Here is a 13,977-nt window from a genome sequence, read left to right as displayed (position 1 = left end):
GAGATATTCGATGATGCGAACGCTTTCTGCTCTGACCCTATTCCTGACCTTACCCTCACTGGCGGCGGCTCACGTAGGAGTCCGGCCTCGGGAGTCCAAGCCCGGCGCTGAAGAGCGCTACTCGGTTCGCGTTCCCACGGAAGGCACGGTTGCGACAACGTCCGTTCGCCTGGAGATTCCTGATGGGGTCACCGTCCTCGAAGTGGAGAAAATGGGGGGCGAGACCTTCGAAGTCGAGAAGAACGGCGATCGCATCGTGGCGATTACCTGGAAGCGCAATATTCCTGTAAAGGAGTCCGCGGATTTCTTCTTCCGCGCCCGCAATCCGCAGGGCGGCACTGAAATCGCCTGGAAGGCGCACCAACACTTCGCCGATGGCACGCACACGGCCTGGGTGGAGCCGGCCGGTGGCAAACGTCCGGGCCCGGTGACGAAATTGGCCGACGCGGCCGCGCAGGGCGTCCCGAACGACGCGGCTGGCATTGCCGCATGGTTGAAGGGCTACGATGCGGCGTTCCTGACCAAGGACGTGACCAAGCTGGCGCCTTTCTATCATCCCGACGTCACAATTTACGAAGGCACCGGCATCAACAACGGGTGGGCCGACTATCGCGATCGTCACCTGGGTCCGGAGCTCAAGGCTTTTGAGAACCTGGAGTTCGGCCACACCGATACCAAGGTCACGCTCATGCCCGGGGGGGAATCGGCCTATGCGACGTCGCGTTACACCATCAAGGCCAAGATGGGCGAGCGGATGCTCGACTCGGAGGGGCTCGAGACGCTGATGCTGGTGAAGACGGCGGAGGGCTGGAAGATCCGGCATTCACACACGTCGAGCCGCGCGAGACGCCCGGCGCAATAGGAGGCGGTTATCTATCCCGTCCTCTTTCGCATCGGGGGCTTCGAGATCACCAGCTTTGGCGTTCTCGTCGCGATTGGTGCGCTCGTGGGATTGTGGGTATTTCGGCGCGAGTTGAACCGAGCCGGTCTGCCGCAGGACACGACCGACGCGGCGTTCGCTGGGATCTTCGGCGGCCTGTTCGGCGCGAAGCTGTGGTGGGCTGTCGAGTTTGCCGGCAGTGCACCATTCCTGTCGCTCCTTCTTTCACGCGGTGGATTGAGCTGGTTCGGTGGTTTTGCCGGAGGGCTCGCGGCGGGCCTGCTCGTGATTCGCCGGAAGCGGCTGCCGCTTCTCGCCACCCTTGCGGCGGCTTCCCCAGCCCTGGCGATAGGCCATGCGATCGGGCGAATCGGCTGCTTTCTGGTTGGGGACGATTACGGCAAGGTCAGCGATCTGCCCTGGGCCGTAGCTTTTCCTGAAGGCCTACCGCCGACGCTCGAACGCGTTCATCCGACGCAGCTCTACGAGGCCATCGCGCTGTTCGCTATTGGCTGGGCACTGTTGGTGTGGCGTCGCCGCCAATGCAGCGATCGAGTTGTCCTGGGAGCGTACTTCGCGCTTGCCGGACTAACCCGCTTTCTAATCGAGTTCGTTCGAGTGAACGAGCGAATGTTCGGGCCGTTGACAGTAGCGCATTTGGCCTCGCTGGCAGTCGTGGCGGCAGGTGTCGCGCTGCTGCTGAAGGGCCGATCGGCCATAATCCAACCTCAATGAGGACGCATCCATGATTTCTCGTCGCCGCCGTATCCTGGCTTTGGCCGCTGCCGTCTGCATGCTCGCAGCCGGCGCCAGCGCTCACGATTTTTGGCTCGTGCCTGACGCGTTCGCTGTGCCGGCGTCAGGAGAGATCGTTATCAAGGGCCAAACGAGCAGTGCGTTTCCGACGACATTGTCCGCGGTGACACCCGACCGCGTCACCTCCGCGCGAGTCATCGGCGCCGACAGCGAAGAGCGAATCACCGCACTGGCGACGCAAGACAACTCCCTCGTCTTAAGGCATCGGCCCAAGACGCCTGGCCAGAAGATTGTTGCCGTCGAGGTCGGGTGGCGACACGTCAAGGAGACGGCCGAAAGTTTCCGCAAGTACTTGGTCGGCGAGGGCGCCGAGGACGCGCTCGCGCGCTACGATCGCCTGGGTCAGTTGCCGAAGTCAGACATTGTCCGGCGGTATGCGAAGTATGGCAAGACCGTCGTCGAAGTTGGGAACGGCGCTCGCGCCTACGATCGCGACGCTGGCCATCCGCTTGAGTTCATTCCACTGGACGATCCCGCCGGCTCAGGTCAGTTGCGGATGCGCGTCATGTTTCAGGGAAAGCCGCTTGACGGCGCTCGCGTGCATGCGGAGATGGCCTCGCCCGGCGGGAAACCTGCCAAGGACGTCACGCTCACAACGTCCAATGGCGGCATCATCACCGTGCCGACCGGTGCGGGTTTATGGAACGTGCGTACGATTCACGTCGTCCCAACGCCGGCCGGCGCCGACGCCCAATGGGACGTCCACTGGGCGACGTTTGTCTATTCGCGGAAGTAACGCACCCGTTACGGACTTTGAGTCGGGCTCGATGGCTGAGACACCTAGCCCGCGTCGCGATGCTTCGAACAGTGACCCAGGCATAGCCGTGCAGCCGTTCGAGGGTCCCACGTTCTTCGCGATGCCGACTCCTGCGCCCGGCCTCTTCCATGATCTCCGCCAGGCCCACTTCGTCCTGCAAGGACGGGAACTCGCGACGCAGGCACAGTAACAGCTGCAGGAGAACGTGCTCTATGCGCGGTTGAAATGGCTGGCCGTCGCTATCGAGCAGCGCAATCGTTCGCAGGTGCTCCATGATTCATCCCGTCTGTTCGCCGTGGGGAGGCGGCGGGACAAGCGGTTGTTTTCAGTATCGAGCTGACTCTCGGCGGTATTTAGACGTGTAAGGTTTCAGTGCCCGATGGCGTTCAATCGGTTACGGGACGATCTTGAGGAAAGGTCGTCGTCGGATCCGAGGTGAACGACATGCCAGACTGCATCTATCCTGTTTCTCGATCGAGTCGAGAATCTACCGTCGCCACACAGACGATTTCAAGCGCAACGTTTCGGGCAGACTCGTCGAACACGCCGCCACGACGCTGGTCGATCGCGTCAATCCTTGAAGCCTTCACTACGGTTGTGCTTCTGCTGCCATCCGTCGCGTTTGCTCAGCAGTCGCCATGGGAGAGGGCCGCCAGCAATCTCGAGTTCACGTTCACCGGGCCGCTCGCACGGTCGCTCGCCTTGGTAGCCATTGTGATCGGTGGCCTCATGTTCATGTTCGGCGAAGGTGGAGCCAAGCGACAGATCTCCGGGATCGTATTTGGTGGCGGACTGGCTCTGTTCGCGGCCCAGTTCATGACGTGGTTGTTCTAAACGGCTATGACAACCAAGCCAGTTCAAACGCCGCGACCGACGGTCCGAGTCACTTACAAGGGGCTCCATCGGCGGCTCACCATTTGGGGCGTCGAACGCCGGCTGTTCTTTCTGGCGATGCTCCTGGGCGCCGCAACGTTCAACCTGTTCTATTCGTTCCTGGCCGGGCTGCTGATGTTCGTCGCCCTCTATGGCTTTTCTTTGTGGGCCACTGACCGGGACCCCGAGATGCTTCGCATCCTCCTGTCTTCGTCGAAGGCACGGAGGCGATTCGATCCACTGAAGCACCAGCCTGCCGAAGTGAGGATGAGCCGATGACGCGCTTCGGTCGAGTCTTTCGCGACTACCAAGAATCCGGAGCCATCAACTCACTGATAGCGCTCTGGGGCTTCCTGGATGACGTCACTTTCGTTACCAAGAGTGGGAGCGTTGGCGTCATGTTCCAGGTACAGGGGCCCGACGCCGAGGCATTGCCCCATGAGCAGCGACAGCGCGTCACGCACCAGTTTGAAGCCGCGTTGAGGCAGTTGGATGAGAAGACCCGCGTCTACCAATACTTGCTCAAACGGCACGCCGACGCGTTTGCAGTCCCGGACTGTTCGCGAGCAGTGGCGCGGGAGGCCTTCCAGCGTCGGTCGGAGTACCTGAACGGAAAGCGCGAGCGGCTGTTCCAGGTCGATCAGTATCTGGTGCTGCTGTCGGACCAAACCGGCATCGGGCACCTCGATGGATCGCTGCGGCGATTCATCCGACAACCGCTCGCGACCATCAGGGAGCAACTATCGCTGACGCACACGTTCCACCTGCTCGAGTCGCAGCTCGATGAAGCCACTCGCACTCTTGACCAGGCTGCCTCGGCATTCGCTGTCCAACTGGCCGAGTGCCACCTGCGGCGACTGCCAAAGGCGGAGATGTTCGCCTTCTTCCGGCGACTCCTGAACCTCGATCCCAGTGTCGCCGACGCCAGCAGCCTGCGCTACGACACATACCTGGACTACTTCGCTGCCGACTCCGCGATCGAATGCCATCGCGATCACTTGCGGGTTGGCACACGGTCTCTGAAGGTGCTCTCCATGAAGGAGCCGCCGAGCCATACCTACGCACACATGCTCTCAGACCTGGTGGAGCTACCAGGTGAGTTCGTGGCATGCGCCGAGTGGCAACGCCTCCCAAACGACAAAGTGCGGCGCGACATTCACTCGCGCAGACGGCATTTCTTCAACAAACGGGTGTCTCTGGTGAACTACGTGTCGGCTGATACCTCACCGGACGAGATGTTGGTAGACGATTCCGCTGGGGCAACGGTCGGCCAGCTCGGCGATGCGCTCACCGAGCTCGAGGTCAACGGGCACTTCTTTGGCTCCACCTCCCTGACGCTCGTGCTCCACGGCCGAGACACGAGGGCACTGGAAACTGCCAGCGCGGAGGCAGCCAAGGTTCTGGCCTCCCATGACGGAGTCTTCGTCGAGGAAACCTATAACCTTCTCAACGCCTGGCTGAGCATCGTCCCCGGCAACGGCGCCTACAATCTTCGGCGCATCGCCCTCTTGGAGACCAATTGCGCGGATCTGAGTTTCATCTTCAGCCAGGACTACGGCGAGCCTTTATGCCCTCATCTTGGTCAACGTGCATTGGCCGTCTTTGAGACGCCGCAGCAGGCGCCTTACCACTTCAACCTCCATGTGGATGATGTCGGCCACACACTCGTTCTCGGCTCAACAGGCAGCGGAAAGAGCTTCCTGCTCAACTTCCTGATCACTCAGCTGCAGCAACATGACCCGCTCACCATCGTGCTCGATCTGGGTCACAGCTACAGGAAGCTGACGGCACTTCTCCAGGGCAGCTATGTCGAGCTGGGGCTCGGGCGTCAGGCCGTCACCATCAATCCTTTCGACATCTCGTCACCAACGCCGGAGCAACTGCACTTTCTCCATGCGTTCACCAAGGTTCTGATTGAAGGAGAGGATGGCTACCGCCTGAGCCACCTCGAGGACCGCGAGGTGTACGAAGCGATTGAGAACTTGTACGTTCTTGAACAATCGCAGCGGAGGCTGTTCACGCTCTCGAGCCTGCTCCCGAGGGCCGTCGGGGGACGACTGCACAAGTGGGTTGAGGGCGGTCGATACGCCTCGATGTTTGACAACCCGGTCGACACCCTAGCGCTGGACCGGCTTCAGGTCTTCGACTTTGAGGCCATGCGGTCGTATCCCGCGGTTCTGGAGCCGCTGCTCTTCTACATCCTGCATCGGGTGAGCCAGTGCGTCCACGATCCCGGTGATCCGGGCCTCAAGGTATGCGTTCTGGACGAGGCCTGGCGGCTCATTCAGCACCCGGCGGTGCGGTCGTATGCACAGGAAGCCCTGAAGACCTGGCGCAAGCGAAATGGCGCCATGCTCCTCGCCACCCAGAGCATCGAAGACTTCTCATCGGCCGACCTGCTGAGGACCGTCGTCGAGAGCTGTCCGACCCGGCTGCTCTTGGCGAACCCCTCCATGAATCCGGAGCAGTATCGCGAGCTCCTGCAGATGAACGAGATGGAGCTGAGCTTGATGGCGAACCTGCTGCCCCGCCGCCAGGTGCTGCTCAAGCGGGCTCAGCTAGCAAAAGTGCTCGACCTGAACGTCGATCCCAAGAGCTATTGGATCTATACAAACACCCCGATTGACAACGAGCGGGTGGCTTCGGTGTTCCGTGAGTTTGGATTCGCGGCCGGCCTGGATCGCCTGGCCGCCTCTGCCTGAAACGAGGTACTGGATGCGCGCACTACTGATTCCGATCGTCGCTTCGCTGACATGGGTTGCCCTCGACGTTCGCCCGGCTGCCGCACAAGTAGGTGGTATTCGAGAAGTGACCGCGACCGACCGCAATGTCATCCCCTTGAACACCCGGCTGCGCTATACGACGATGATTGTCCTTCCGGACGGCGATGAGATCCTCGACGTGATCTGCGGCGACCGCGACTTCTGGGTCATCAGTGCCGTGCAGAACGTCGCCCACGTCAAGCCTGCGAAAGCGGACGCCGAGACCAATCTCAATTTGGTCACCGCAAAGGGTGCGATCTACTCCTTCCTGCTCAAGGAGAAGGCCGGCTCAGGCCAGCCGGATCTGAAGATCTACGTGAACGCGAATCAAGATGCACCTACCGGCCACCAGAAGTACTACAGCGCAGCTGATGTCGAACGGCTGAACTCGGAGCTGACCGAGGCAAAAGCTGCGGTCGTCCGATCGGAACAGCGCGCAAAGGAGGCGCTGGCAGCGGCCAATCAGGACTACCCCAGCAAACTCCGGTTTGCGTATGGCACCCCCAAGTATGAGAAGCCATTCTTCGTTCAGGCAATCTGGCACGACGGGGCCTTCACGTTTCTCAAAGCCGACGCCCGCGAACTTCCCGCGCTCTATGAGCTGAAGGATGGAAAGCCGTCCATCGTCAACTTCCAGGTTCGAGGCGGCGTCTACGTCATCCCAAAGGTGCTCGACCGTGGGTACTTGGCGCTGGGTAGCACACGGCTGTCGTTTGAGCAGCGGGAGCAGTAACCATGAGCGCAACCGACACACAAGGCGCGGCGCCCGTGGTCGACCGACGGCCGGTTCCGCGCGGTGTCCTGCCGAAGGGCATCCAGACCTGGCTTATGGTCGCCTTGGCGCTAGGAATTGTCCTGATCATCTTCTTCACCGGGCAGCCTCAGGCCCCCGAACGCAGCAGTGCGGCGAGCCCGGCGCAGCAGGCCGTCAGCCCTGACAGGGTCCGTGACTATCAGGAGCGCCTCAGTGCCCTCAACGGCCTGTCGGCCCCAGAGCTGAGGGGCGAGCCCTCCCTGCCTCCTGCCTTTCAGGACGACGTCCAGCTTGAGGCAGTCGATCCCCTTGCCGGCGAGCGGCAGCGGCGAGACTACGAGAGCCTGTTCGCCAGCAATGTCGTCGTGAGCCGGCGGGCACCGCTGCAGAGGCCAGACGCGAGGGCGGACCAGTCCGGAGTTCAGGCCGACGAACGACCGCGCCTGGCTGGGAACGAGCCATCCCTGGACGCCATCGCTGACGCGGTTGTCCGGGCGACCACGCGAAACAGCCCTCAAGAGGTCGCGGCCAGCCCCGCGTCCGAAAACGCGTCTGTGCCGGGCGCCACGCGACGTGTTGCCGCCAACGCCCGCGAGTATTCGATTGTTGCCGGCAATATGCACCGGATCGTCGAAGGCACCATCATCGACACCGTTCTGACGAATCGCCTGGATGGAGCGGCGGCCTCGCCGGTCAACTGCCTGGTCACGAACCCGGTCTACTCCCAGAACGGTCAGCACATTCTGGTGCCGGCTGGGGCGCGGGTACTCGGCGAAACGCGACAAGTTGAAGGATTGAACGACACGCGGCTGGCGGTCGGCTTTCACCGCGTCGTGATGCCGGACGGACAGTCGGTGGCCCTCGACCAGTTCAGGGGACTGAACCAGCGCGGTGATTCCGGGCTGAAGGATCGTGTCAATCAGCACTACTGGTCGACGTTTGGAGCTGCGGCGGCGGTGGGCCTGGTTGGCGGGCTGTCGCAGTGGCTCGGGAGCGCCGCGTTAGGCAGCGGCGACGGAGACCGGACGGTGATTGTGGCGGGCTCGGCTGACGCAGCATCCCAGGCCAGCGCTCAGTCGCTCAATCGATTTCTCAATCGCATGCCCACGATCACCATCCGAGAAGGTCACCGCGTGAAGGTCTATGTGACCAGCGACCTGGAACTGCCGGCGTGGAGCGCAGCCACCACCGGCGTTGACCAAGAGAGGTGACAGATGTTTTCGCGCTTGGCTCTAGCACTCGCCGTCCTAACGCTCACTGCGGTGCCCGCCCGCGGCCAACTCGCGGTGATCGACCCATCGAACCTCGAACAGGCGGTGTTGATCGCTCAACGAACACAGCGACAGCTGGAAGAATTGACCGCCCAGTACCGAACGATCCTCCGAATGTCGCAAGGGCTGGGCAACATGGAGGGGTACCGGACGCCCCCGATCTCCGGCGCCAAGCACGACTTCGGTCGTTGGTCGCACGCCGGGCCCTGGCTCAGAGGTCTGAACTCCGGCGATCCGACCGGTGCGGCCTATGCGGCGACCACCGTCCCCTTGGAGTCGCGCCCGCAGCTACCTGCCCGAATGACCGCAAAGGCGCAGGGGGCGTTCTCCAGGCAGCTCGCCACGGTGGAGATCGCAGACTCAGTCGCCATGATGGCCGGTCACCAGGTAGGCGCCATTCGACAGTACAGCGACCGGTTACAGCAATCGGTGCAAGGTCTTGAGGATGACGTCATGAACGGCCTGCTTCGGTATCACGAGCTGACCGCCATCCTCGACAAGGTCGCCGGTGCCGAGCTGCTGGGCCGGCGCCAGGACATGGCCGCGAATCAGCTCCTGTCCCACGCCGTTGAGCAACTGCTCGCGCGCGGCAAGCGGCTCCGCGATGCCGAGGCCGCGACGATGAACATGCAATTGGAGACGTGGCGCAGTGGTAAGGGTGCGAACGACGCCATGGTCAAGGGCAGCTCTGATGCGCTGAGAACGTGGCGTCAACCCTAGAAGGAGATCGCCTTGAAGAAACACGCCCTGATTGTGGTCGCTATTCTGTTCGCTGCCTCGCCTGGACATGCCCAGATCGTGGTGCACGACACCTCTGTCACGCTGAGAAATGCGGTCACCGCCACGCTGAGGGAGTACCTGCTCGAGACACAGGTGGCACAACACGGTCAGCTTCGCCGATGGGCGCAGCGGCTCAGCATGTTCACGGATTTGGGCAAGTACGGCGCCCCGGACGCGCCTCGGTGGCGCACCCATCCTGGCTACGCTGGTGACGGCGACGAGGTGGCCGCAGCGTTCCAATCCGCTCTCGATTTCGGCGACTCAGAAGGCGTGGGCTACCGCAGCGTTACAGAGCAGATTTCCGGTTTCGACGAAGTCACGGCGGGTTTGCCGCCCGTGGCTCGCAGGGTGCTTGAGCAACAACTGTCCACGATTGACGCCACCGATGCCGTCAGCGTCGCAACCATCCACAACAGCGGCCGTATCCGCTACGCGGGTCGCGCCGAGCTGCGTGCGATCGAGGCACTCGAGGGAGATGTGACCAACGGCACCCTGGAGCAGAGCGCAACCGCCGTTCTGGACAAGATTAGCGGTGCCTCCCTGATTGCGGCCCGCCAGCGCCAGGCCCGCACAAACCTGATGATTGGCCTGGTCGAGCAGCTCATGGTCGACACCAAGCGGGAACGGGATTCCCACGCGGCAGCCATGAACATGCAGCTGTCGGAATGGCGCTACCGCGAGGCCACCGCAAGCGCCAGGCCCTCGGACGCCGGCACTGCCCTGCAGACGTGGCGTCAGCCCTGATCGGATAGGAGCCAAGCCATGCCGACGCACCCATCGCTCGACCTTATTCCGACCGTTCAGCAGGCGATCACCAGCTTGTTGCTGACATATGAGCCGGAGTTCCTGCGGTTCGGATACCGGCTGTTTCTGTCGTTCGCCGTGATCCTGATCGCCTGGCACGGCATCAGGGTGATGTTCAGCGGGGACGGCCTCGGCGAACAGATGTTTGATTTCGCCAAGTTGCTCCTCTTCATCTCGTTCGGCTACTCCCTGATCGCCTTCTATGAGAGCCCCCTTCCGGGCATCGGCGTGTCGTTCAGCAACCTCATCACGGACCAGGCCGGGTACTTCCAATCGGTCCTTCAGGCGCGCGCCTTCGACAACGTCTATCGGCACCTCGATGAGCTGTCCGCTCACTTCATGCAGCCCGATCCGTGGTCGATCCTTGCGAACCTGATCTATTGGACCGTCTTGTTTCTAATCGCATTCGCGAAGGCGGTGTCCCTTGCTGTCATCTCTTTTGGACTGATTGCCAGCGCGGTATGTGCACTTCTGGGGCCAATCTTTGTCCCTTTCTTCATTGTCCCGAAGCTCGACTGGCTGTTCTGGGGCTGGTTCAAATCGTTCATTCAATATTCGTTCATCCCGGTCGTAGCCATCGCTTTCCTAATGATTTTCGAGCAATTCATCTTCCGCTACGTCACGACGTTGCCGCCCGTGATCACGCAGGCGGACTACGGCATCTACGCGATGCAGGCGTTTGCCGTTGTGGCCACTTTTTGCATGGGGATTCTCCAGGTGCCCTCGCTGACCCAATCCATTTTCTCGGGATCGAGCGGAGAAAGCACCTTGGCGAACCGAGTCAGCATCAGCCGGATATTTTCGCGGCGCTAGCAGGAGTTGACTATGTCCAAACGTTGGCCAACGGGCCGCAGCCACGACGACGAACTGCCGGCCTCTGGAGCGGTATCTAGAGCGCTGGTTCTAGGGTTCATCGTGGCTGGGGCAATGGGTCTCGTCGCGGGCGTGATCTGGATGGGCTGGAACCTTCTTCAATAGCGAGCACCTGATGAATCCGACCGTTGGCGACATCAATCCCAAGACGCTGGAAAGCGCGAAGCGCCAGTTCGTGGAGCTGTACGGCTCGTCGCTAGTGCTGAACTCCTATCTGAAGATTGCCCTCGTCCTCGTGTCGCTGGTGGCAGCCGGCCTGGTGGCTCTCAACGCCCACACCGTGACGAAATACGCCCAAGTAAAACCGCTGGTGATCCGAATTGATTCGGTCGGGCGAGCGGAGGCCGTCGAGTATGACGCGACCCGATACCAGCCACAACCACCAGAACTCCGGTACTTTCTGACGCAGTTCGTAATCAAGCACTTCAGCCGCATCCGGGCCACTGTTCAGCGCGAGTATCCCGACTCGCTGCTGTTCCTCGATGCGACGCTGGCTGACGCCACCATTGCGCAGAATGATCAAACCCGCGGCATCGAGTCCTTCGTCACCAATCCCGGTGCTGATGAAACCGATGTCATCGTCCAGAACGTCAGCCTGACCGAGCTGACCCGGCCGCCCTTCAAGGCCGCCATCGGCTTTCAGAAGGTGCATTACGCGCCTGGGACCCGGCAAGAGCGGTCCCGGGAGACCTACGTCGCGCAAGTCGATTTCGTCCTGCGCGAGCAGGTGCCGAACGCGTTTGTGCGAGTCAACCCGCTCGGGCTGCAAATCGTTTACTTCCGAATCGACCAGGCGTTCGACGAGGCCAGAAGATGATTGCGAACACCGCGTTCTTGGCGGGCGTTACCGTCTTCCTGCTGGCCGGCTGGCTGGCCAGCGAACTCAGTTTCCTGGCGCCATACAAGGCGACTCTCTTCCGGCGTCATGGCTGGTTGATTGGCGCGGCCTGCCTGGTCACGTTCTTCAACCTTTGCGCCATTTACTACAACCTTGCTAGATGGCTCTTTCTACGCGACTCCGGCAGCAAGTTGCTGCACCTCGATCGCCAGCTAGGCACCGCCGACTCGTCGCTGCCGCAGCTTCCAGGGCAAGCGGAATAGCAGGGAGAGTGCATGCCAAGAGATCGAGAGCCAGGCGAATCTGAGGCCCGCGATATCGACCGTCTCCGTGAACAGGAGGCTCGCCGCGGCGTTGATCCGCGAGAGGTCTTCAGCCGCGACCTGCACCTTCCGAGCGGTCTGAGACGTGAGCGCATTGGAAACTGCAGACTACGCGCGTCAGAGGTTCGGACCCTCGCCACGGTCGGCGCATTCCGCGTCGTCAGAGAGGACGATCTTCAACGACTGGCGGGCTCTGGCGAGCTGCTGTCGAAGGACGTCGAGCCCCTCCGCCAAGCCGGTTTGGTGTCGACCAGCGCTTACGTGGTTGGCCGTGAGCGATGCACGCTCGTCACCTTGACGGACCAGGGGCGGGCCGTCTTGGAGAGTAGCCGTGGCGACCGCAACCAGCCAAGGCCGCAGGCGTTCCACGTTGGTTCGACGAAGCGCGAGCTGGCTCACGACAGCCGGCTGCTTCCGGCGTATCTGGATGCCGCTGAGCGGCTGGCCCGGGACGGGTGTCGAATCCAAAGAGTCACCTTGGATCGCGAGCTGAAACGCGAATACCAAAGCTTTCTCCAAGACCCCAATCGCCGGCGTCGCGGGGCGACTGGGCAGCCAAGACGCGATCGGGAGGCCATTGCCAGGTGGGCCGAAGAGCACGGCCTACCCGTCATCGACGACAGCGTCAAATTTCCTGACTTCCGCATCGAGTACGACCGTCCGGATGGCGAGCGGGGTCACCAAGACATAGAGGTCGTCACCCCCCACTACCGCGGCAGTCATGCGTCGGCGAAAGTATCAGCAGGTTTCACCTGTTACCGATACGGATCCGCCAGGGTTGGTAGCGCCGGCTCGTCTGGTCGAGGCGGCCGGGGCCGCGAGTCTCGGCTCGCTGAGGAGATGCTCCATTGACGTTCGAGGACCGCGTTGCCGCGATTGCGTCGAAGGGATATACCGACCGGCAGGCTCGCTTCCTGGTGACCGTCTTGCTCCACTCAGGGGTGTGCATGGTGCGCCAGTACTGCGAGTTCAGTGGCATCGCCCGCGGCCAGAAGACGCAAAACTTCTTTTCTGCGCTACTCGAGCGAAAGCATGCTTCATTCACGACCGATCCCTATCAGCGAACGCGGATATTTCACGTTCAGCACCGCTCCCTGTATGAGGCAATCGGCCAGGAGAATAACCGCAATCGGAAGCCTGTTCCCGTTGGGGCGGCCATCGAACGCTTGATGTTGCTCGACGCGGTAATTGGAAGTCGCGACCTCGATTGGCTGGCGACCGAGCAGGACAAGCTGGCGCATTTCACTCGTATGTTCGGCACCACGATTCGTCGAGAGGAATTGCCCCGGTTGGTGTTCGGAGAACCGCCCAGAACCACGACGCGGTACTTCCCCGACAAACTGCCCATTGGAGTCTCGTCAGACGGCCAAGTGCGGGTGTTCACTTTCCTGGTGACGGGCGATGACGCGCGGGATTTCAGGAAGTTTCTACAGCGCCATGCGGAACTCCTCCGAGGACTCCCGGCGTGGCGTGTGCGACTGCTGATACCGGCCCACCTCGCGCCCGCTCGCCAGGTCTACCTTTCGGCGTTTCAGCAAGAACTGCTGAGCCCGATGCGCTTGTCCGCAGCCGCGGAGTTGCAGTGGCTATTCGAGGCGCAGCGCACGGGCGCGAACGACTCGGCAGCCGACCAGGAGCGACTCCTGCGGGCTCGTCTGGCCTTCGGAACGCCTCGATTTCGTTTGTTGTATCGGCGGTGGCGGAACGAGGGTGCGGGCGCCCTTAGCGACCTCTCGTCACCGGCACTGGCGGACGCGATGGCTCGCGGCACTGGAAAGGTTGAAGCACATGTCCTGCCACACCCGTACTTCCACTTGCGAACTCTGGTCGGCACTGCATAGCGCGGGTCGAAATGGGGGAACACGGAGGGGAACGCAAATCGGAGGAGTATGTTCCCCCCTCGGCGAGGCTCGGAATCCTGGCTTCCTCCGTCGAAAGCCTCTAGCCAGGAATCGCGGGCGGCGCCTCCAACTCGTTGCGTGGTCCGGACTTGGGCTTGAGCAGTCGTTGGCTGATGGGGCGGCGCCTTCTGCCGCCCTCCGCGATCCGAACAGACCGCAATTAGGGGAGTCTGGGCGTGAGCGACCCCCCTCAAAAGTGGGTTTGGTGGCCCACGGTCCGTCCAAGGGGGGTCGCTCACGCCCAGCCGGCGTCGGTAAGGTCTACGGGAGATTCATGGCCAGATGCAGTCGCGGCGTTGGTCGCGGCCTGCCCTCGCCGTTCACTCAGACTGGCGGTCTGTTTCA

At 62.0% G+C, this 13,977-nt stretch carries 14 protein-coding genes; all 14 read left to right on the top strand.

What is annotated here, in order from left to right:
• Window positions 1-13 precede the first annotated feature (13 nt).
• Complete coding sequence (locus Q8T13_20185) at window positions 14-862, top strand: DUF1775 domain-containing protein (protein ID MDP3720087.1); 849 nt, start codon at window positions 14-16, stop codon at window positions 860-862.
• A gap of 9 nt (window positions 863-871) precedes the next feature.
• Complete coding sequence (locus tag Q8T13_20180; protein MDP3720086.1) at window positions 872-1,615, top strand: prolipoprotein diacylglyceryl transferase; 744 nt, start codon at window positions 872-874, stop codon at window positions 1,613-1,615.
• Window positions 1,616-1,673: 58 nt separating this feature from the next.
• Complete coding sequence (locus Q8T13_20175; GenBank protein MDP3720085.1) at window positions 1,674-2,432, top strand: DUF4198 domain-containing protein; 759 nt, start codon at window positions 1,674-1,676, stop codon at window positions 2,430-2,432.
• Between the two features lie 465 nt (window positions 2,433-2,897).
• The gene (locus Q8T13_20170) at window positions 2,898-3,287 is read left to right on the top strand and encodes a TrbC/VirB2 family protein (protein ID MDP3720084.1); all 390 of its coding nucleotides are present in this window, start codon (window positions 2,898-2,900) and stop codon (window positions 3,285-3,287) included.
• Between the two features lie 6 nt (window positions 3,288-3,293).
• Window positions 3,294-3,605: a VirB3 family type IV secretion system protein gene (locus tag Q8T13_20165; GenBank protein MDP3720083.1), complete on the top strand. Its 312-nt coding sequence runs from the start codon at window positions 3,294-3,296 to the stop codon at window positions 3,603-3,605.
• Window positions 3,602-6,028 (top strand): DUF87 domain-containing protein, encoded by a 2,427-nt coding sequence (locus tag Q8T13_20160; protein ID MDP3720082.1) that lies wholly within the window; start codon window positions 3,602-3,604, stop codon window positions 6,026-6,028. Before Q8T13_20165 ends, Q8T13_20160 begins: the two co-directional genes overlap by 4 nt.
• Before the next feature lie 13 nt (window positions 6,029-6,041).
• Entirely contained in the window at window positions 6,042-6,821 is a 780-nt protein-coding gene (locus Q8T13_20155) for a TrbG/VirB9 family P-type conjugative transfer protein (GenBank protein ID MDP3720081.1), read from the top strand.
• A gap of 2 nt (window positions 6,822-6,823) precedes the next feature.
• Complete coding sequence (locus Q8T13_20150) at window positions 6,824-8,053, top strand: TrbI/VirB10 family protein (GenBank protein ID MDP3720080.1); 1,230 nt, start codon at window positions 6,824-6,826, stop codon at window positions 8,051-8,053.
• A gap of 75 nt (window positions 8,054-8,128) precedes the next feature.
• Window positions 8,129-8,833, top strand: a complete 705-nt coding sequence (locus Q8T13_20145; GenBank protein MDP3720079.1) for a hypothetical protein — start codon at window positions 8,129-8,131, stop codon at window positions 8,831-8,833.
• A 12-nt stretch (window positions 8,834-8,845) separates the two neighbouring features.
• The gene (locus tag Q8T13_20140) at window positions 8,846-9,637 is read left to right on the top strand and encodes a hypothetical protein (protein MDP3720078.1); all 792 of its coding nucleotides are present in this window, start codon (window positions 8,846-8,848) and stop codon (window positions 9,635-9,637) included.
• Window positions 9,638-9,655: 18 nt separating this feature from the next.
• Window positions 9,656-10,510, top strand: a complete 855-nt coding sequence (locus Q8T13_20135) for a type IV secretion system protein (GenBank protein MDP3720077.1) — start codon at window positions 9,656-9,658, stop codon at window positions 10,508-10,510.
• 175 nt (window positions 10,511-10,685) lie between these two features.
• Complete coding sequence (locus tag Q8T13_20130) at window positions 10,686-11,387, top strand: VirB8/TrbF family protein (protein MDP3720076.1); 702 nt, start codon at window positions 10,686-10,688, stop codon at window positions 11,385-11,387.
• On the top strand, window positions 11,384-11,671 hold the full coding sequence (locus Q8T13_20125) for a hypothetical protein (GenBank protein ID MDP3720075.1): 288 nt from the start codon (window positions 11,384-11,386) through the stop codon (window positions 11,669-11,671). The genes Q8T13_20130 and Q8T13_20125 overlap by 4 nt, the downstream gene beginning before the upstream one ends.
• Before the next feature lie 908 nt (window positions 11,672-12,579).
• Window positions 12,580-13,572 carry a hypothetical protein gene (locus Q8T13_20120; GenBank protein ID MDP3720074.1) on the top strand — a complete coding sequence of 331 codons (993 nt, stop codon included), beginning with the start codon at window positions 12,580-12,582 and terminating at the stop codon, window positions 13,570-13,572.
• The last annotated feature ends 405 nt before the right edge of the window (window positions 13,573-13,977 follow it).

It is taken from the genome of Acidobacteriota bacterium (assembly GCA_030697165.1).
Taxonomy (GTDB): domain Bacteria; phylum Acidobacteriota; class Vicinamibacteria; order Vicinamibacterales; family UBA2999; genus 12-FULL-67-14b.
Note: the sequence above shows the minus strand (reverse complement) of the source record. Positions and strands in the feature narration are given on the sequence as shown.

Bases quoted from the DNA above. Each gene is read 5' to 3' on its own strand.
- Q8T13_20175 (MDP3720085.1), top strand. From the start codon at position 1,674: ATGCTCGCAGCCGGCGCCAGCGCTCACGATTTTTGGCTCGTGCCTGAC.
- Q8T13_20185 (MDP3720087.1), top strand. From the start codon at position 14: ATGCGAACGCTTTCTGCTCTGACCCTATTCCTGACCTTACCCTCACTG.
- Q8T13_20170 (MDP3720084.1), top strand. From the start codon at position 2,898: ATGCCAGACTGCATCTATCCTGTTTCTCGATCGAGTCGAGAATCTACC.
- Q8T13_20155 (MDP3720081.1), top strand. From the start codon at position 6,042: ATGCGCGCACTACTGATTCCGATCGTCGCTTCGCTGACATGGGTTGCC.
- Q8T13_20125 (MDP3720075.1), top strand. From the start codon at position 11,384: ATGATTGCGAACACCGCGTTCTTGGCGGGCGTTACCGTCTTCCTGCTG.
- Q8T13_20160 (MDP3720082.1), top strand. From the start codon at position 3,602: ATGACGCGCTTCGGTCGAGTCTTTCGCGACTACCAAGAATCCGGAGCC.
- Q8T13_20135 (MDP3720077.1), top strand. From the start codon at position 9,656: ATGCCGACGCACCCATCGCTCGACCTTATTCCGACCGTTCAGCAGGCG.
- Q8T13_20150 (MDP3720080.1), top strand. From the start codon at position 6,824: ATGAGCGCAACCGACACACAAGGCGCGGCGCCCGTGGTCGACCGACGG.
- Q8T13_20130 (MDP3720076.1), top strand. From the start codon at position 10,686: ATGAATCCGACCGTTGGCGACATCAATCCCAAGACGCTGGAAAGCGCG.
- Q8T13_20165 (MDP3720083.1), top strand. From the start codon at position 3,294: ATGACAACCAAGCCAGTTCAAACGCCGCGACCGACGGTCCGAGTCACT.